Annotated in this window: 17 protein-coding genes and 1 tRNA gene; 9 read left to right on the top strand and 9 right to left on the bottom strand. The window is 64.7% G+C overall.

Translation table 11 applies throughout. The features are described from left to right. Positions 1-140: 140 nt before the first annotated feature. Positions 141-530 carry a hypothetical protein gene (locus ABGX75_RS06290; protein WP_035413455.1) on the top strand — a complete coding sequence of 130 codons (390 nt, stop codon included), beginning with the start codon at positions 141-143 and terminating at the stop codon, positions 528-530. 4 nt (positions 531-534) lie between these two features. On the opposite strand, the gene ABGX75_RS06285 is transcribed toward ABGX75_RS06290, so the two are convergent. Both ABGX75_RS06285 and ABGX75_RS06280 read right to left on the bottom strand, forming a co-directional pair. Further along, entirely contained in the window at positions 535-1,029 is a 495-nt protein-coding gene (locus ABGX75_RS06285) for a glutathione peroxidase (RefSeq protein WP_011508117.1), read from the bottom strand. A gap of 62 nt (positions 1,030-1,091) precedes the next feature. Beyond that, positions 1,092-1,649, bottom strand: a complete 558-nt coding sequence (locus tag ABGX75_RS06280; protein WP_011508118.1) for an NUDIX hydrolase — start codon at positions 1,647-1,649, stop codon at positions 1,092-1,094. 232 nt (positions 1,650-1,881) lie between these two features. On the opposite strand from ABGX75_RS06280, the gene ABGX75_RS06275 reads away from it, so the two are divergent. Further along, a complete protein-coding gene (locus tag ABGX75_RS06275; protein ID WP_347411283.1) occupies positions 1,882-3,534 on the top strand; it encodes an acyl-CoA dehydrogenase family protein in 1,653 nt (550 codons plus the stop codon). Here the strand turns inward: ABGX75_RS06275 and ABGX75_RS06270 are convergent. Together ABGX75_RS06270 and ABGX75_RS06265 are read right to left on the bottom strand one after the other, a co-directional pair. After that, entirely contained in the window at positions 3,524-4,132 is a 609-nt protein-coding gene (locus tag ABGX75_RS06270; protein WP_035413451.1) for a LysE family transporter, read from the bottom strand. The genes ABGX75_RS06275 and ABGX75_RS06270 overlap by 11 nt on opposite strands. Positions 4,133-4,222: 90 nt before the next feature. Then, positions 4,223-4,585 (bottom strand): MliC family protein, encoded by a 363-nt coding sequence (locus ABGX75_RS06265; RefSeq protein ID WP_035413450.1) that lies wholly within the window; start codon positions 4,583-4,585, stop codon positions 4,223-4,225. A 190-nt stretch (positions 4,586-4,775) separates the two neighbouring features. On the opposite strand from ABGX75_RS06265, the gene ABGX75_RS06260 reads away from it, so the two are divergent. After that, positions 4,776-5,537 (top strand): EAL domain-containing protein, encoded by a 762-nt coding sequence (locus ABGX75_RS06260; protein ID WP_035413449.1) that lies wholly within the window; start codon positions 4,776-4,778, stop codon positions 5,535-5,537. Between the two features lie 57 nt (positions 5,538-5,594). On the opposite strand, the gene ABGX75_RS06255 is transcribed toward ABGX75_RS06260, so the two are convergent. Together ABGX75_RS06255 and ABGX75_RS06250 are read right to left on the bottom strand one after the other, a co-directional pair. Next, positions 5,595-8,039, bottom strand: coding sequence for a membrane-bound PQQ-dependent dehydrogenase, glucose/quinate/shikimate family (locus ABGX75_RS06255; protein WP_347411282.1), 2,445 nt, complete (start codon positions 8,037-8,039; stop codon positions 5,595-5,597). A 352-nt stretch (positions 8,040-8,391) separates the two neighbouring features. Beyond that, a tRNA-Leu gene (locus tag ABGX75_RS06250) sits at positions 8,392-8,478 on the bottom strand. Between the two features lie 160 nt (positions 8,479-8,638). On the opposite strand from ABGX75_RS06250, the gene queA reads away from it, so the two are divergent. From queA to ABGX75_RS06220, 6 genes are all read left to right on the top strand, one after another. Next, positions 8,639-9,709, top strand: a complete 1,071-nt coding sequence (gene queA, locus ABGX75_RS06245) for a tRNA preQ1(34) S-adenosylmethionine ribosyltransferase-isomerase QueA (protein WP_347411281.1) — start codon at positions 8,639-8,641, stop codon at positions 9,707-9,709. A 10-nt stretch (positions 9,710-9,719) separates the two neighbouring features. Then, positions 9,720-10,838, top strand: coding sequence for a tRNA guanosine(34) transglycosylase Tgt (gene tgt, locus ABGX75_RS06240; protein WP_110061116.1), 1,119 nt, complete (start codon positions 9,720-9,722; stop codon positions 10,836-10,838). Positions 10,839-10,907: 69 nt separating this feature from the next. Continuing rightward, a complete protein-coding gene (gene yajC / locus ABGX75_RS06235) occupies positions 10,908-11,237 on the top strand; it encodes a preprotein translocase subunit YajC (RefSeq protein ID WP_035413446.1) in 330 nt (109 codons plus the stop codon). A gap of 94 nt (positions 11,238-11,331) precedes the next feature. Beyond that, complete coding sequence (gene secD, locus ABGX75_RS06230; protein WP_347411280.1) at positions 11,332-13,182, top strand: protein translocase subunit SecD; 1,851 nt, start codon at positions 11,332-11,334, stop codon at positions 13,180-13,182. Between the two features lie 12 nt (positions 13,183-13,194). After that, entirely contained in the window at positions 13,195-14,103 is a 909-nt protein-coding gene (gene secF / locus ABGX75_RS06225; RefSeq protein WP_347411279.1) for a protein translocase subunit SecF, read from the top strand. Between the two features lie 167 nt (positions 14,104-14,270). Then, the gene (locus ABGX75_RS06220) at positions 14,271-15,020 is read left to right on the top strand and encodes a FadR/GntR family transcriptional regulator (protein WP_224114298.1); all 750 of its coding nucleotides are present in this window, start codon (positions 14,271-14,273) and stop codon (positions 15,018-15,020) included. Positions 15,021-15,026: 6 nt separating this feature from the next. Here the strand turns inward: ABGX75_RS06220 and ABGX75_RS06215 are convergent, their stop codons facing one another. Genes ABGX75_RS06215 through ABGX75_RS06205 form a run of 3 tightly spaced genes read right to left on the bottom strand, consistent with a single transcriptional unit; the run spans position 15,027 to position 18,390 of the window. After that, positions 15,027-16,274: a M20 family metallo-hydrolase gene (locus ABGX75_RS06215; RefSeq protein ID WP_224114297.1), complete on the bottom strand. Its 1,248-nt coding sequence runs from the start codon at positions 16,272-16,274 to the stop codon at positions 15,027-15,029. A gap of 14 nt (positions 16,275-16,288) precedes the next feature. Next, positions 16,289-16,990: a DUF1028 domain-containing protein gene (locus tag ABGX75_RS06210; protein WP_224114296.1), complete on the bottom strand. Its 702-nt coding sequence runs from the start codon at positions 16,988-16,990 to the stop codon at positions 16,289-16,291. An 8-nt stretch (positions 16,991-16,998) separates the two neighbouring features. Next, positions 16,999-18,390, bottom strand: a complete 1,392-nt coding sequence (locus ABGX75_RS06205; protein ID WP_224114295.1) for an AbgT family transporter — start codon at positions 18,388-18,390, stop codon at positions 16,999-17,001. Between the last annotated feature and the right edge of the window lie 13 nt (positions 18,391-18,403).

Raw genomic sequence — 18,403 nt, 5'->3', positions numbered from 1 at the left:
GCTCGGGAAACCGCCAGGCGAACCAACGGTTTCGATATTGGGGGGCATTCTAGCGGGAGATGGCGCCGATGTCCGCACCCGCCCCTTGCTCGCCATCCCTGAGTGATCGAAGATGCCCTCTCACAGCGAAGGTCCGAGACATGCAAGATCCCAACGATCTAGAACGCTTGCTGGAACGCCGCGGCGCCCTGTGGCTGGCGCTGTCGCCGATCTGGCTGGAGCGGGAACCACGCGAGCATGAATACGCACGCATGCTCCAGGTGGTCGAGGCACAAGGCTACACGTCCCAGGAACTGGAAATGATCTACCGCCTGGAAATGGCGCCGGTCATGGCGCGTCGCCAGATGTCGGTCGCCGGCGAGTGGCGCCACTTCGACGAGGACCGCCTGCTGCTCGACCTGGCGCGCCACACGCGACGCCTGCATGGCTGGCGAAAGGGGTTCTGGCTGCTGTTTTCGGGACTGACCACGATGATGAGCCGGCATCGCTTCAATGTTCTGATCGAGCGGCTCCACGCTGCCTCGTCGTGAGGCCTCAGGCCGAGAAGGGAATATCCAGCGCGCGTTCGATGTCGGCCGTCAGGCGACGTGGCGAAACGCGCGGCGAGAAACGCCGGATCACGTGGCCGTCGCGTCCCACCAGGAACTTGGTGAAGTTCCATTTGATCGGCGTGCTGCCCAGCACGCCCGGCGCCTGGCGACGCAGCAGGGTGAACAAGGGGTGCGCCTCGCGGCCGTTGACGCGCACCTTCTCCATGATCGGAAAACTGACCCGATACTCTCGCGCACAGAAGGCACCGAAGCCTTCCGCCGACTCCGGAGTCTGACGCCCGAACTGGTTGCAGGGAAACGCCAGCACCGTGAATCCCTGGTCGCGGTAGCGGCGATACAGCCATTCGAGTTCCTCGAGCTGGGGCGTATAGCCGCAACGGCTGGCGACATTGACGATCAGCAGTACCTGGCCGCGCAGCGCACGCAGATTGAAGGGCTCCATCCGATTGGTGTAACAATCCTGGCTATACAGCGTCATGGCGGTCGCGCATCGCGTTCATGGTGGGTACCTCGTCATTGTCGTCCGCTCGGCGCGGGGCTTCAATCCTCGTGCGTGGCCAGCCAGCCTTGTGCCAGCATGCGCTCGAGCGCGACCCGGCTATCCGGCGTGGCATCTTGCAGGGCCAGCGCCGCCGAGACCGTGAGCCAGCTGGCATCGGCCACTTCGTCGGGCTGCAGCACCAGGGGCCCATCGTAATCGGCCACGAAGACACTGCCATGGATGAAGTTGCCGCCGTCGGCATAGCGAAAGGTGAAACACGGCGTCAGTCGCACGCCTTCGATGCCCAGCTCTTCGGCCAGCTCGCGGCGCGCGGCGACGTGCTCGGCCTCCCCCGCCCCCACCACGCCGCCCGTGGCCAGGTCGTGATAGCCGGGAAAGACCTCCTTGGTCAGCGTGCGGCGCTGCACGCACAATTCTCCCCGGCCGTTGCGCACGAAAACGTAGGTGGCACGGTGCCAGAAATGAAAACGCCGCATGAGCTTGCGCGAGGCACTGCCACAAGGCCGGTTGTGCGCATCGACGAGCTGGATGCGCTCGTCCTTGATCGACGGTTCCGGCAACGCCGGCGAGGCTGCGGAGGTCGGCGACGGGGCCATGGCGTGTCCTGTGGCATTCGGGTGGTGTCGGGGTGCGGTCACGCTTCAGCATGCCAGAGCCCGAGCATGCCGTCATGCCGAATTCGCTAATGGAAATGTCGGGCCGATACCGCGGGCCTGAGGTCACGCGCTGCGTCACGTCACGCCGGAAGGGGCGTATTGACCGTTCGGCACCGGGTGACCATGCTCCAGACATAGGGGTTTGCGCCCACTGGCCACTGGAGTCGCCCTCATGCCGGATCACGCACCTTGTACGCACCTCGCCACCCACGACGTCAGCAATCAACCGCCCGTCAGCGGCGATCGCGATCTGTTGCGCGAGGATCTCCCGCTCGCCGAGGGCCTGGCGCGCGAGGCACCGGCCTGGGTCGCCGAGCGTCTCGCCCCGCTCGCCCGCGACGCCGGCAGGGAGAGCTGGCAAGCGCTCGCCGACGAGGCCAACCGCCACCCACCGGAACTGCGCACGTTCGATCGTCATGGCCGCCGTCTCGACGAAGTGCACTACACACCGGCCTACCATCACCTGATGCACCTGGCATGCGATGGCGGCTGGCACGGCGTGGCCTGGGAACATGAAGGCGCCGGCGGCCATCAGGCACACATCGCCGCGCTCTATCTGCTGACCCAGGTCGAACCCGGCTTCTGCTGCCCGATCACCATGACCCACGCCGCCTACCCGGTGCTGCGCCAGGATTCGGCCGTGCTCGCGACATGGGGGCCGCGCCTGCTGGCGCACGACTACGACCCGCGCGCCCTGCCCGCCAGCGACAAGCGTGCCGCGACCTTCGGCATGGCGATGACCGAAAAGCAAGGCGGCAGCGACGTCCGCAGCAACACGACGCGCGCTACCCCGAACGCCGACGGCAGCGTTCAGTTGACCGGCCACAAGTGGTTCTGCAGCGCCCCGATGTCCGACGCCTTTCTCACGCTGGCCCGGGACGAGGCCGGCATCGGCTGCTTTCTGGTGCCGCGCTTTCGCCCCGACGGCGAGCGCAACGGCATCCTCCTGCAACGTCTCAAGGACAAGTGCGGCAATCGTGCCAACGCCTCGGCGGAAATCGAGTATGCCGATGCCTGGGCCCAGCCCATCGGTGCGCCGGGGCGCGGCATCGCCACGATCCTCGACATGGTGCAGCAGACCCGGCTCGATGCCGCGACCGCACCCGCCGGCATGATGCGTCAGGCCCTGCGCGAGGCCTGGCACCATGCCCAAGGTCGCGAGGCCTTCGGCAAGCGCCTCGCCGACCAGCCGCTGATGCAGCGCGTGATCGCCGACCTGGCGCTTGAAACCGAAGCGAGCCTGGCCTTGTGCCTGCGCACCGCCCGCGCCTTCGACGGCGCCGCCCACGACGACCACGAACGCGCCCTGGCGCGGCTGCTTCCGGCACTCGCCAAGTTCTGGCACAACAAGCGCGGGCCCGCGTTCATGGCCGAGGCCATGGAGTGTCTCGGGGGCATCGGTTACGTCGAGGAGGCGCCGCTCGCACGGCTGTACCGTGAAGCGCCGGTGAATTCCATCTGGGAAGGGTCGGGCAATGTCATGTGCCTCGATGTCATGCGCGTTCTGGGACGACATCCGGAATGCATCGTCGCCCTGCGCCAGGAGCTGGCGCTGGCGCGCGGCGCTCACCATGACTTCGACCGCGCGCTGGGCATGCTCGAGCGACGTCTCGACGCCACGCCGGAAACGCTCGAGGCACAGGCACGCTGGCTGACCCAGCGTCTGGCGCAGTGCCTGCAAGCGGCCTTGCTGTTGCGTCACGCCCCCAACGCCGTCGGCGAGACATTCTGTACGGCGCGTCTCGGCGACGAGGCCACGCCCTTGTTCGGCGTCCTGCCGGCGCAAGCACCGCTGGCGGCCATTCTCGCCCGCATCAACCCATGACGATGCGCAGCGCCAGGCCCAGCAGCAAGACGCCCGTGATGCGATTGATCCAGTGGGCGCGTGCTTGCAGCCAGGGCAACACCGCAGAATGCGAGAGCGCCAGCGCCACCAGCACGTACCAGCCGCCGTCGATCAGCGTCGCGGTCGCCACGATGGCGACCTTGGCGCTTGCCGCCATGTCGGCGCTCACGAACTGGCTCAACAACGCCACGAAAAAGAGAATCAGCTTGGGGTTGGCCAGTGCCACCAGGACACCGTCTCGCGCGGCATGCAGCGGAGGGCTGGCCACGGCACCCGCGTTCAGTGCGCCACCGCGCCCGGCGCGCAGCGCCTTCACACCCAGCCAGGCGAGGTACGCCGCGCCGCCCCAGGTAATCGCCGTGAACACCAGCGGCTGGTGTGCAATGACCGCGCCCAGCCCCCAGACGGTCAACGCCGCGTAGAATCCCACGCCCAGCGCATGCGAGAGCGCCGCGACGACGCCCGGCACACGCCCGCCACCCAGCGTGTGCCGCAGCACCATCGCCAGGCTCGGCCCGGGCGACATCGCGCCCATGGCGCACACGGCCGCCAGCGATAGCCATAGCGTCAGCGGCATGGCGCCCCCGTTAGCGCCCGACGGGCGGCCATCCCGCCCGGGAACCATCGTGACGACAGCCGCAGGTCGTGCTGGGTCGGCATCACGAGATCAACGGTCCGCGTTCTGCGCACGCCCCTGACAGGCTTGTTCGACGACGCGACGTTCACCGTCATCGTCGCGGTACAATGTGCCCGTATCGTCATCGAGCTGCCAGGTATAGGCCAGTCGTTCGTCATCGCTGGCATACTGCGATGCGCCGATGCGGTGCATGGGGATAGAATCGTTGGCGTAACTGAGCATGGCGCGGTCGGTGTCGCCGGCATACTGAAAATAGGTCACCGATAGTGACGTATCGCCTTCGCACTGGTAAATCTGAGTGTGTTGCTCGGCGCGGTCGGCATCGCCGCCTTGCATGGCGCACCCTGTCATCAAGGTGGCAAGCGCAAGCAGGGTAAGACTGGCAGATTTCATCGGAACTCCTTGTCCAGGAAGATCGTGCTCTTGGGTACAACGCCGTGCGCTCGACGACGCATCGCAGGCGCCTCAACATCATACAATACGGATAGAAGACACCCTATCTTAAACGACGCCCGACACGCCCGACACCCATGGCGCGCCAGGCATCGTGCAGGGGTCGAAACACGAGAACATGGAGGTAGGCATGACCCATTGCGCGCGCACCGACCATCACTGCAAGCGTTGCGACCACCCCTTGCCCTTCGCTTTCAGCATGGCCTTTCAGCCCATCGTCGATGTCGCCAGGCAACAGGTCATCACCCACGAGGCCCTGGTCCGTGGCCCCGGTGACGAATCTGCCTACCGGGTGCTCTCCCAGGTATCCGACAGCCTGCTCTACCGCTTCGATCAGGCCTGTCGCGTCAAGGCCATCGAGCTGGCCAGCGGGCTGGACATGAAAAGCGATTTGTCGATCAACTTCCTGCCCAATGCCGTCTACGCCCCCGAAGCCTGCATCCAGGCCACGCTGGACGTCTCCCGACGCGTGGGGTGGCCCACCGAACGCCTGGTCTTCGAAATTACCGAAGTCGAGAACGTGAGCGATCGCGGGCACCTGCGCAGCATCATCGACACCTACCGGCAGATGGGATTCACCACCGCTCTGGACGATTTCGGCAAGGGACACGCCAACCTCGACCTGCTCGCCGACCTGCGCCCCGACAAGCTCAAGATCGACCGCGCACTGGTCATGGGCTGTCATCAGGACACACGCCGCCAGATATTGCTCAAGGCGGTCGCCGATATTGCCACGCAACTGGAGATTGACCTCGTGGCCGAAGGCATCGAATGCCGTGAGGAAGCCAAGTGGCTGCATGAAGAAGCCGGCATCGTGCAGCATCAAGGTTTCTATTACGCGCGTCCGGCGTTCGAGGCCATGCCCGCCGTCGCGGGGTTCACCACGCCGTAAGACAAAACGCCCCGGCCATGGGGCCGGGGCGTTCATCTCGAGTTGCCGAAAACGCGATCAGGCGTCGTCGGGCAAGGCGTAGGCGATCACGTAGTCGCCACTGGGCGTCTGCATGAAGTGGTGCCCGGTGGCGACGATCACCAGATACTGGCGTCCATTCGCCTCGTAGACCATCGGATTGGCCTGACCGCCGGCGGGCAGCGGCGCCTGCCACACGGTTTCGCCACTCTCGATGTCGATCGCACGGATCAGGTCGTCTGTCGCCGCGGCGATGAAGATCAGGCCACCCGCCGTGACCACGGAGCCGCCGTTGTTGGGCGTGCCGATGTCGATGGGCAGCCCCGAGCGGATTCCCCAGGGGCCATTGGCGCGCGCGGTGCCCAGCGGGCGATCCCACAACGTATCGCCACTGGCCAGTTCGATGGCACGAATGTGGCCATAGGGAGGCTGCTTGCACAGCAAGCCCGTATAGGGCACCCGCCAGCCGGCGTTGACGTTGATCGCATAGGGCGTATTGGCCTGCGGATCGCCGGCACCTTCGGCACCGCCACTATCGCTTTCCAGTTCCTCGCGGGGCTTCCAGCCCTTGGCATCGGCCACCGCGCGGGGCACGAGTTCGTTGTAGTTGGGCATGTCGTTGTAGTTGGCGATCATCACGCCGCGGCGCGGATCGATGGCGACACTGCCCCAGTCGGAGCCCCCGTTATAACCGGTGTACTGAATCCACGGCTGGTCGGCGGTGGGCGGCGTGTACATGCCCTTCCAGCTGGCCTGCTGGTACTGAATGCGGCAGAAGAGTTGATCGAACGGCGACATGCCCCACATGTCCTTCTCGTCGATGTCGGGCTGACGCAGCGTGGCATAGTTCGAGAAGGGCTGGGTCTTGCTGCGTTCCTCCGGCTCGGCACCACCCTGGGGCACCGGACGCTCTTCGGCGCCACCGCCCAGCAGTTCGCCAGTCTCGCGATTGAAGACGTAGATCTCGCCCTGTTTGGTGGGCATGACCAGCGCCGGTACCTCACCCTCGTCGGTGGGAAAGTCGATCAGCGTCGGCTGCGAACCGGGGTCGTAATCCCAGACGTCCTTGTGGGCGGTCTGGAAGTGCCACTCGGGCAGCCCTGTCTCGACATTGAGCGCCACCATCGAACTGGCCCACTCATTTTCTTCCGGCGTACGCGAGCTGCTCCAGTAATCGGCAGCGCTGTTGGCCATCGGCAGATAGACCAGACCGAGCTTGCTGTCACCGGCGGCGGTGGTCCACATGTTGGGCGAGCCACGCGTGTAGGTCTCGTCACCGCTGAGCGGTTCACTCCGATCGGGACGTGCCGCGTCCCAGGCCCATTCGAGTTCCCCGGTCACCGCATCGAACCCTTTGATCACGCCGGAGGGCGGGTAACGCCGCTGCCCATCGAGCACCTGGTGACCAGTGACGACGACATCGCGCACCACCACCGGCGCGGAGTTGATGGAGACGTAGCCGTCCGGCGTCTCGCCCATGTTCTCTTTGATGTCGACCTGTCCATCGTCGCCGAAGCCGGTGCACGGCTTGCCGGTGGCGGCATCGACTTCCAGCATGCGGCCGTCGAGCGTCCCGGAAATGATGCGGGCACGGCAATGCTGCGTGTCGCCGTTCGTATCCGCCAGCTCGTCGAGGCGCTCGTCCGGTACTTCGTAGTAGGTGACGCCACGGCAGGCCGCCGTGTAGGGAATGGCATCCTCGGAGACTTGCGGATCGTAGCGCCAGTTTTCCTCGCCGCTGGCAGCATCGAGCGAGATCAGGATATTGCGTGAGGTGCACAGGAACACGTCGTCACCGACCTTGAGCGGCGTGGTCTCGGCCCCCCAGCGATGATCGAGCAAGTCACCGGTGCGATACTGCCATGCTACCTCGAGATCGCCGACGTTCTCCGGCGTGACCTGGTCGAGAGGCGAATAGCGCGTCGCCGCGCTGTCGCGCCCGTAGGCCACCCAGTCCCCGGCATCCGGCGTATCCGCCGGCTGGGCATCGCCGACATCGGTCGCCAACGAGCCATCGGCGACCGCGGGTACCTCCGCGAACTGCTGATAGCCACGCGGCACGAACGCCAAGGCGCCCGCGACGATCAACCCCAGACACAATACCCCCGCCACGGACAGGCCCGTCTTGCGCGACGGCCCGCCCTTGAGCGTCGGCATGATCAAGGCCACCAGAATCGCCAGGATCAACGCCACGTCGAGACGCGGAATCCAGCGCCAGTAATTGAGCCCGGACTCCCAGGCCGCCCAGATGAACGTCCCCACGAACGCGAGGCCATAGAGCCAGGCGCCGGACATACGGCCACGCAGCAATTGAATGCCGGAGACGAGCATCAGCGCCCCCGCGATCAGGTAGTACCAGGAGCCCCCCAGTACCGCCAGATAAAGCCCGCCGCCGCCCAGCGCGAGGCCGACGAGCGCAACGATGATACCCACGAGCTTGGCGAACAGGCCGCCAGCACCGCGGGAAGATGTCGAAGTAGCCAAGTCGTTTCTCCTTGAATGATCGTGATCCCTCACCTCACTCATGAAGGCGGGATACCACGCGGCCACGCCCCAGCGATGTGGTGGCCGCCCTCCACGTGACTCACTCTCAGGATAGAGGATCATTGTCGTCTCTACATTATTGCTTAATAAAAGATATTCTGATATTTGAGCGCACAGCAACGCCATCGCCGACCATGGAGAACGGTGCTCCAACGCGCAGCGGGTGCGGGTATCAAGGACAAAGAGGCAAGAAATATGGCCCGACCATCATCGATGCGGACAAAATGTGGACACTTGAGGAAAAGCAGGTGAAACCAAGCGAAGGAGGGAAATGCTAAGTGCTTGATTTCCTTGGTGCCCGGGGTCGGACTCGAACCGACACGGTGTCCCCACCGGGGGATTTTGAATCCCCTGCGTCTACCAATTTCGCCACCCGGGCAGCGGGGACGTATTATACGGAGCAGGCGGGCGACGTCAATCACCGGGCCTGACTTCGTGGCGCGTCTCGACTATCATAGGCCGCCTTCGTCGAGCGCACGCCGAGCGTGGCTCATTTCCGATGTCCGTTTTCCGATGCCAGGTCGTTCCCTTCAGCTCCCATGCAGCGCGCCGATTTCCATTTCGATCTCCCCGATGAGTTGATCGCCCGTTATCCGTCCGAGACCCGCAGCGATTGCCGGCTGCTGTGCCTGGACGATGCTACCGGCGATATCGCCCACCGCCGCTTCACCGATCTGCTGACGCATCTCGCGCCCGGCGATCTTCTCGTGTTCAACGACACCCGTGTCATCCCCGCCCGGATGTTCGGCCACAAGGCCAGCGGCGGGCGCGTCGAGATGCTGCTGGAGCGGCCGCTGGACGCGCATCGCGGCCTCGCGCACCTGCGTGCCAGCAAGGCCCCCAGGCCCGGGACCGAGCTGATCTTCGAGGGTGACGTGCACGCGGTCGTCGAAGCGCGCCACGACGCCTTGTTCGAGCTGCGTTTCCTGGGCGAGACGCCGATGATCGAGTTGCTAGAGAACCACGGCCACATGCCGCTGCCGCCTTATATCGACCGCGAGGACGAACTCGACGATCGCGAGCGCTACCAGACGGTCTACGCACGGCGCGAAGGCGCGGTCGCCGCGCCCACCGCCGGCTTGCATTTCGATACGCCGCTGCTGGAGGCGTTGCGCGAGCGCGGCGTGGACATGGGCTATGTGACCCTGCACGTCGGCGCCGGCACCTTCCAGCCGGTCCGCGTGGACGACATTCGCGAGCACCACATGCACAGCGAATGGCTGGAAGTCGACGAGACGCTATGTCGGCAGGTCGAGGTCACCCGGGCGCGCGGCGGACGCGTGATCGCCGTGGGCACGACCAGCGTGCGCTGCCTGGAAACCGCCAGCCAGGGGCAGGAAGATGGCCGCATCGCGCCCTTTCGGGGCGACACCGACATCTTCATCTATCCCGGCTATCAATGGCGGTGCGTCGATGCCCTGATCACCAATTTCCACCTTCCCGAGTCGACGCTATTGATGCTGGTCTCGGCATTCGCGGGCTACTCTCAGGTGATGCGCGCCTATCGCGCCGCCGTCGCCGAGCGGTATGCCTTCTTCAGTTACGGCGATGCCATGTTCCTGAATCGGTCGGCGTCCTCACATCCCTTTCCCGAGAACTCTCATGCGTAACGAATGTTTCATGCGTTTCGAGCGCCTGGCCCAGGATGGACAGGCGCGGCGCGGTCGTCTCTCCTTTCCGCGCGGCACGGTGGAAACGCCCGCCTTCATGCCGGTGGGCACCTACGGCACGGTCAAGGGCATGACGCCCCAGTCGGTGAAGGACATCGGTGCCGAGATCATTCTCGGCAATACCTTTCATCTATGGCTGCGCCCCGGCACCGAGGTCATCGAGACGCACGGCGATCTGCATGACTTCGCCCAGTGGGACAAGCCGATCCTCACCGACTCGGGCGGCTTCCAGGTCTTTTCGCTGGGCGACATGCGCAAGATCACCGAGGAAGGCGTGCACTTCCGCTCCCCCGTGGATGGCGCCAAGGTCTTCATGGGCCCCGAGGAATCGATGGCCGTACAGCGTTCGCTGGGCTCGGACATCGTGATGATCTTCGACGAATGCACGCCCTACCCGGCCACCGAGGCAGAGGCCAAGCGCTCCATGGAGATGTCGCTGCGCTGGGCCGAGCGCTCGCGCATCGCGCACGGCGACTCGCCCTCGGCGCTGTTCGGCATCATCCAGGGCGGCATGTACCCCGAGCTTCGCGAGCGCTCCCTGAAGGGGCTTTTGGACATCGGCTTCGACGGGCTCGCCATCGGCGGTTTGTCCGTGGGCGAACCCAAGGAAGAGATGCTCAAGGTACTCGACTATTTGCCGGGCTGGATGCCCGACGACAAGCCCCGTTACCTGATGGGCGTCGGCAAGCCCGAGGACCTGGTCGAGGGCGTACGGCGCGGGGTGGACATGTTCGACTGCGTGATGCCCACGCGCAACGCGCGCAACGGGCATCTGTTCACCGCCGAGGGCACCGTCAAGATCCGCAATGCCCAGCACCGTCACTCGACACAGGCACTCGAGGCGGATTGCGATTGTCATACCTGCCAACACTTCTCGCGCGGCTATCTTCACCACCTGGACCGCTGCGGGGAAATGCTCGGCGCGATGCTCAATACCATCCACAATCTGCGCTATTACCAGCGCGTGATGGCTGGTTTGCGCACTGCCATTGAAGCGGGTACATTGACTGCCTTTGTCGAGGACTTCTACGCACGGCGAGGCATGCCGGTGCCGCCGCTGGCAGCGTGAATGGACACCGTCGAGGCCTTGTCTCGCGCACTCACTTTTCACCCCACCACTATCCGGAGATAACAATCCATGCTGGAGTTTTTCATTCCCGCAGCTCATGCGCAGGACGCCTCCCCGGCGGGCGGCGGCATTGCCCAGATCGTCATGCTGGTCGGCTTCGTGCTGATCTTCTACTTCCTGCTCTGGCGTCCGCAGGCCAAGCGTGCCAAGCAGCACAAACAGCTGATCGGCAACCTTGCCAAGGGTGACGAGATCGTCATCGGGGGCGGCCTGATGGGACGCATCACCAATGTCGGCGATGACTTCATCAGCATGGAAATCGCCGAGGGTACCGAGGTGAACGTTCAGAAGAGCTCCGTTGCCGCGGTGCTGCCCAAGGGCACCCTGAAGTCCATCTGATCCCCTATCAGGAGGGGCGTGAGCGCTCCTCCTCATCGCCACCGGCCCCGGGTCGGTGGTTGTCTTCTGCGTCAGCAACAAGGACAGGGCTTCCATGCTCAACCGTTATCCCCTGTGGAAGTATCTGCTGATACTCGTCGTACTCCTCGTCGGCCTCATCTACGCGTTACCCAATCTTTACCCCGCCGACCCCGCCGTTCAGATCAGCAGCACCGCCAGCGGCGCCGCGCTCGACCAAGAGCGTCTCGACCGCCTGACTCAAGCACTCGAGGACAAGGACATCGCCATCAAGCAAAGCGAGCTGGATGGCAACAGCGCCCTGATTCGTCTCGAACGGGCCGGCCAGCAGGTCGCCGCCCGCGAGATCATCGACGAACGCCTGGGCGACGCCTACACCGTGGCACTCAACCTGGCCGACGCCACCCCCGGCTGGCTCCAGGCGCTTTCCGCCACGCCCATGAAACTGGGGCTCGACCTGCAGGGCGGGGTGCACTTCCTGCTCGAGGTGGACATGGATGCGGCCGTCGAGCAGCGCCTCGAAGCCAATGCCAGCGCCGTGCGCGACCTGCTTCGCGACGAGCGCATCCGGTATCGCGATACCAGCATCGACGGACGCGCGATCACCTTCCAGTTCGCCAACGCCGACGACCGCGACGCGGCGCGTGGCTTGATCACCGACCAGTTCCCGGATTTCGAATACAGCACGCCCGATACCGAACGTGGCGCCAGCCTGACGATGACGTTCACCGATCAGGCCGTGCAGGACCTGCAGGATTATGCCGTCAACCAGAACCTGACCACGATCCGCAACCGTGTCAACGAACTCGGCGTCTCGGAGCCTCTGGTGCAGCGCCAGGGCCCCAGCCGCATCGTCGTCGAGCTGCCCGGCGTGCAGGACACCGCCGCCGCCAAGCGCATCGTCGGCGCCACCGCCAATCTGGAATTCCGCCTGGAGGCACGGCCGGACACGCCGGAGCGCGAGATCGAAACGCTCCCCTTCCGCAATGATGAGGGCCGCAGCGCGGACCTGATGCGTGACATCATCGTGACGGGCGACCATGTGTCCAGCGCCAGCCGGAGCTTCGACGAAAACAACCGTCCGCAGGTCAACATCAACCTCGACGGTACCGGCGGCTCGATGATGAGTCGTGCCACGCGCGCCAATATCGGGCGCAACATGGCGGTCGTCTTCATCGAGCACAAGACCCGCACCCGCACGGTCATGGAAGACGGCGAGGAAGTCGAAAAGCGCGAGGCCTATACCGAGCGCGGCATCATCAGCCTGGCCACCATCCAGAGCACGCTGGGCAATCGTTTCCGCATCACCGGACTCGAATCCGCCAGCGAGGCCGGTGACCTGGCCCTGCTGCTGCGCTCCGGGTCTCTCGCGGCACCGATCTACTTCGCCCAAGAGCGCACCATCGGCCCGAGCCTGGGGGCGCAGAACATCGCCCAGGGCATCATGTCGGTGGAAGTCGGCCTGCTGCTCGTGGTGCTGTTCATGCTGGCGCGCTACAAGGCCTTCGGCGTGGTCGCCAACGTCTCGCTGGGCCTGAACCTGGTACTGCTGGTCGCCGCCATGTCGATGCTCGGCGCCACGCTGACCCTGCCCGGCATCGCCGGCATCGTCCTGACCCTGGGCATGGCGGTGGATGCCAACGTCCTGATATTCGAGCGAATACGCGAGGAGCTACGCGCCAAGATGCCGGTGCAACAGGCCATTCATACCGGCTTCGAGCGTGCCTTCACCTCGATCGTCGACGCGAACATCACCACCTTGCTGGTCGCGGTCATCCTGTTCTCGATCGGCACCGGCCCGGTCAAGGGCTTCGCCGTAACGCTGTCGCTGGGCATCCTGACGTCGATGTTCACCGCCATCATGGTGTCGCGCGCCATGATCAACCTCACCATCGGCGGGCGCCCGCTGAAGAAAATCTGGATCTGAGGAGAGCGAGCGATGCGACAGTTAGATTTCATGGGCAAACGCCGCATAGCCTTCATTGCCTCCGTGCTGATCACGGTGATTGCCGTCGGCGCGCTGGCGTTCAAGGGGCTCAACCTGGGCCTGGATTTCACCGGGGGCACCCTGGTGGAAGTCCGCTATCAGCAGGCACCGGAGCTGGACGAATTGCGTGGCCAGTTGGAAAGCGCCGGGTTCGAGGATGTTCAGGTCCAGACCTTCGGCGCCACCAACGACATTCTGGTGCGTCTCCAGCAGACCTTCGACAACGAGGTCGGCCAGCAGGTCGTCGACATCCTGAACACCGACACCAACTCGGTGCAGCTGGTCCGCGCCGAGTTCGTCGGCGCCCAGGTCGGCGATCAGCTCCGCGATCAGAGCGGGCTGGGCATGCTGCTGGCGCTCGCGGTGGTGATGGTATACGTCGCCTTCCGCTTCCAGTACAAGTTCGCCTTCGGCGCTCTGATCGCGCTGGGCCATGATGTGGTGATCGTGCTGGGGATCTTCGCGCTGCTGGGGCTCGACTTCGACCTCACGGTACTTGCCGCGGTGCTGGCGGTGATCGGTTACTCGCTCAACGACACCATCATCGTCTACGACCGTATCCGCGAGAATATCCGGCGGTCGCAGACCGATGACATGCCCCAGATCTTCAACGATGCGATCAACCAGACGCTGGCGCGCACCATGTCCACTTCGGGGACGACCTTGCTGGTCTTGCTGGCCCTGTTCTTCCTCGGCGGTGACATGATTCACAATTTCTCGATCGCCTTGATCCTGGGCATCGTGGCGGGGACCTTCTCGTCGGTCTATGTCTCCGCCGCCTTGCTGCTTGTGGTCAATCTGGAACGCAAGGACCTGATTCCGACCCAGAAGGAAGATGGCGAGGAAGAGGAACTGCCCTAGAACCGCGGTGGCGATAGCGCGTCGCCGCATCGAGGCAGAGGACGCCTCCCCCCGGGGAGGCGTCTTGCGTTGATCAGGCCGCGCGACGCGACCTTCTGACCATGCCGGTGCCCCGTACGGCTCTGTTATTCTCAGGTTTTTCCATCTTCATCAGGCGGCATGCTCTCATGACTGGCAGCTCCCACAAACGACGCCCCTACCAGGTGGCAGAAACCATCAAACGCTGGATCGTCGAAAGGCAGCTCAAACCTGGTGATCGGCTGCCCGGCGAGGCGGAACTGATGGAGCGGCTGGAGGTGTCGAAAGGTACCGTACGGGAGAGCACCCGAGTGCTGGAGGCCCAAGGGCTGGTGGAGACGCGTACCGGCCCCGGCGGCGGCGCCTTCGTACGTGCCATGAGCGAATCCAGGGCGATCTCGTTGCTGAGTCATTACCTGTTCTTTCAGGACATCTCGATACGCGATATCTACCAGATTCGCCAGGCACTGGAGCCGGAACTGGCGGCGTCACTGGCCGGCCAGGTCGATCCCGCGGACATGGCAAGGCTTCGCGCCAGTCTGGAAAGTTATGCCAATACCGCCCGCGATGCTGAGGAGGAGCGTCAACAGCATCTCGATTCGCTGAACTTCCACCTGATGCTTGCCGAGCTGTCAGGCGACAACCCTCTACTCTGCTTCATCATCCGCTTTACCATTCAAGTACTGTCGGATCTGACTATCTACCGGCGGCTCTATGAGCCCGCCACGCATGATCTCGGCCAGACCGGATGCCGCTTCCATGCCGAATTGCTCGATGCCATCGAGGCCGGAGACGCCGAGCGGGCCAGACGGATCATGCACGAGCACATGCTGTCGGCCCAGGCGGTGATGGACACTCAGGAGGCTCAGGTTCGCCGCGACTTCCTGCCCGAGACGTGAGGCGCATCAAATCCGCGCCGGAAGCCCGCACAGGAAAGCCATCATTACCCGCGTGGCCGCCTCGGCATCCTCGGTAGTGATGGCTTCGTCAGGATGGTGGCTCAAGCCACCGCGACAACGCACGAACAGCATGCCGATGTCGGTCACGTCGTGCATCGCAAGCCCATCGTGGCCGGCACCGCTGAACAATCGCTCAGCGGGCTGTCCACATTCTTCACAGGCTCCCTCGAGCGCCTCCACCATCCAGTCGGCGCAGTTCACTGCCTCGGCACTGTAGGTCGGCTGCATGTCGAGCGAAAGTCCGCGTACCTCGGCGATATCGGCAAAGGTGCCAAGCAGTTGCTCGCGCCCGACTCGCCGCACCCGAGGATCGGGCGAGCGAAGCTCCAGGGTGAAGGTCGCTTCGGCAGGAATCACATTCACGGCATTGGGTCGCACGTCCAGCTTGCCGATCACGCCGACCAGTTCCTGGGTGGCATTGAGCACTCGGTCGGCTTCCACCACCATTTCCGCGGCACCGACCAGGGCATCGTGACGCCCCGGCATCGGAGTGGTACCGGCATGCCCTGCCTTGCCTGTGAGCGTGATCCGATGGCGCTCGATACCAGTCAGCGCCGTTACCACGCCCACGGCGTGGTCCCGCTGCTCGAGCACGGGCCCCTGCTCGATATGTACCTCGCAGAAGCCCAGCACCTGCTCGGGCGCGCGTGCCAGGGCGGGAATGGCGCCGGGGTCACCGCCGAAGTCGCGTAATGCCTCGCCAAGGCTCACGCCATCGACATCCTTGGCATCCAGGGTTTCCACTTGAAAAGTACCGGCCAGGGCGCGACTGCCGATCAGGGTCGACTGGAAGCGGGTGCCTTCCTCGTCGCCGAAGGCCACTACCTCGATTCCGTAGGGAAGTTCGATGCCCTCCTCCTTCAGCGCCTGCAGGGCCTGCAGCGGCAGCGCCACGCCCAACATGCCGTCATATTTGCCACCTTCGATCACGGTGTCCTGGTGGGAGCCGAGAATCAGCGTTCTTTCGCCGGCCAGCGCCCGGGCGTTGCGGCCCACCAGGTTGCCCGAGGCATCGAGCTCCGGAGTCAGGCCGGCCTCGCGCATCCAGTCGCCGATCAACGTCAGTACCCGGCGATGCTCCTCGGAGCAGAACAGTCGCGTGACACCTGCGCCGGGCTGTGAATATCGCGCGGCTTCATCCAGACGCGCCATCAGTTGCTGACCCAGGCTTACCGGGTGCTTGGAATCGTTCATGGTGCCTCCTGGCATCATTGGCGGGGCAGCGAGGCGAGGAATTCGGCGAAGTCCGGTGCGCGCACGCGTCCCGCGAGTGAGCGAAGCGCCTCGACGGGACGTTCGTCCCAGTCCACGCGCAGGTCGATGGGCGCGACGTTGAAGGACTCGATCCGCAGGGCGGCCGAGCGCGTCCCGCGCCGGTCGCCGCCGGCGTCGAGCGCGGCGTCCAGGGCCTCGATCAGGGTCTCGAGAAGCCGCGATTCGTAATCGTCGCGGTAGCGCGGCGCAGCGCGGGACGCCCAGGCTTCGTGGGGGTTGTCGCAGGTCAGGGTCAGAAAGCGTTGCAGCAGCGTCGCGACGACCTGGCCATTGGCCAGCATATTGCCGGCCGCGGCCACCGTCGGGCGCAGTTCGGCGGCAACCACCGGCAGGTTGGCCTCGCCGCTATGCACCGCGGCCCGGCCGCTGGCGTCCATCACCAGACATTGGCGACGCGACGCGCCGTCATCCTGGCCCGTTGCCTGTTGCAGGGCTCGCTGTGCCGTATATCCCTGGGTCAGCGCGCGACGAACACCCTCCGGATACCAGGGATTGGTGGCCAACCCCTGGGTGGCGCAGGCGCCCAGGCCGCGCCAGGCATGATGGACGTAACCGCCCACCGCCACGCCAGCGGTGGCGGTCAGCGCAGCAACCGTGCCGGAAACCGGCTGCACGTGGATCAGTGACAGGGTCATGGCGGAGCTCAGTAACCGACGTAGTGGCCAATCGTCAGGCCGACCCAGGCGAGCATGTAGACCAGAACCATGAAGGGCAGGATGGCCTTCAGCCACTTCTCGTAGGAGACCCGCCCCAACGCCAGCATGGCCAGGGTACCGCCCGAGGTAGGCACGATCAGGTTGGTCAGGCCATCACCGACCTGGAAAGCGGTGATCATCAACTGACGGCTCATGCCAATCAGGTCGGCCACCGGAATCAGGATCGGCATGGTAACCAGCGCCTGGCCCGAGCCCGAGGGCACGAAGAGGTTGATCGCGCCCTGCACCACGCTCGCCATGATCGCCGCCAGCGCACTCGGGATCCCCTCGATGAGGCCGCTGAGCGCATGCACGATGGTGTCGATGATCTGGGCCTGATCGAGCAGCACCTGGATGGACGCGGCCAGCCCGATCACCAGTGCCCCGGGCGTGACCCTGGAGGCACCCTCCATCATCTGCCGGACGATCTCGTTGGCCGAGAGCCGGTTGACGATGCCGATCACGATGGCGATCAGCAGGAACATCCCGGCGATCTCGTTGATGTACCAGCCCAGCGTGAACACGCCCACCAGCATCGCCGCCAGGCCCAGCACGAACACCGCCAGGGTCATCTTGTCGCACCGGGAAAGCCGATACTCATGCAGCGCCTTGCTCATCATCCTGGTGTCGTCGGGCTCCTCGAAGTCCATCCTGACCACCCACTTGCAGATATAGAGCGACAGCAGTGCCAGCGACGAAACCACCATCAGAGTCCGCAGCCAGGCACCGGAGAATGTTGGCAGGTCGGCAATGCCCTGAGCCACGCCGACGGTGTAAGGGTTGATCGGCGAGAGCGCGAAGCCGATCCCGATACCGCCCACGGCCATGGTGGTACCGACCAGGCTGGAACAGCCGATCGCGCCGGCAATCAGCACCGCGATCGGCACCAGCGCGATGTTGTTCTCGAAGCCCACGGCGACGCCGAAGAAGCCGTAGATGAAGGTGCCCACGGTGATGATGAGATTGCGCCGCTCGACCCCGACCCGGTTGACCGCCACCCCGATGGCGTTCTCGAGTGCTCCGGTGCGCTGCAGGATGTGGAACAGTCCGCCGGCGATGAACACGATGAACAGATAAAGCGACGCCTCGTTGAGGCCGCGTGGCACGGCGACGAAGATATCGAAGGGCGAGATGGGGCTCACGTCGCTGAGGTATTCGAAGGAGCCAGGAACGACCCGGGTGCGGCCATCCGCCTCGACCCGCTGATACTCGCCGGCGGGCACCACGAAGGTGAGCGCATAGGTGGCCAGCAGGATCATGAAGATCAGCACCATGGGGTCGGGAACCGTGCGGTACCACTTCTTGTTGCGCTGTACCGGCGCCTGTTGATGAGTACTCATGGCATTGTCCTTG

It is taken from the genome of Chromohalobacter sp. (assembly GCF_039830575.1).
Taxonomy (GTDB): domain Bacteria; phylum Pseudomonadota; class Gammaproteobacteria; order Pseudomonadales; family Halomonadaceae; genus Chromohalobacter; species Chromohalobacter israelensis.
The sequence above is the reverse complement of the archived record's forward strand: the minus strand, read 5'-3'. Positions and strand labels throughout refer to the sequence as shown.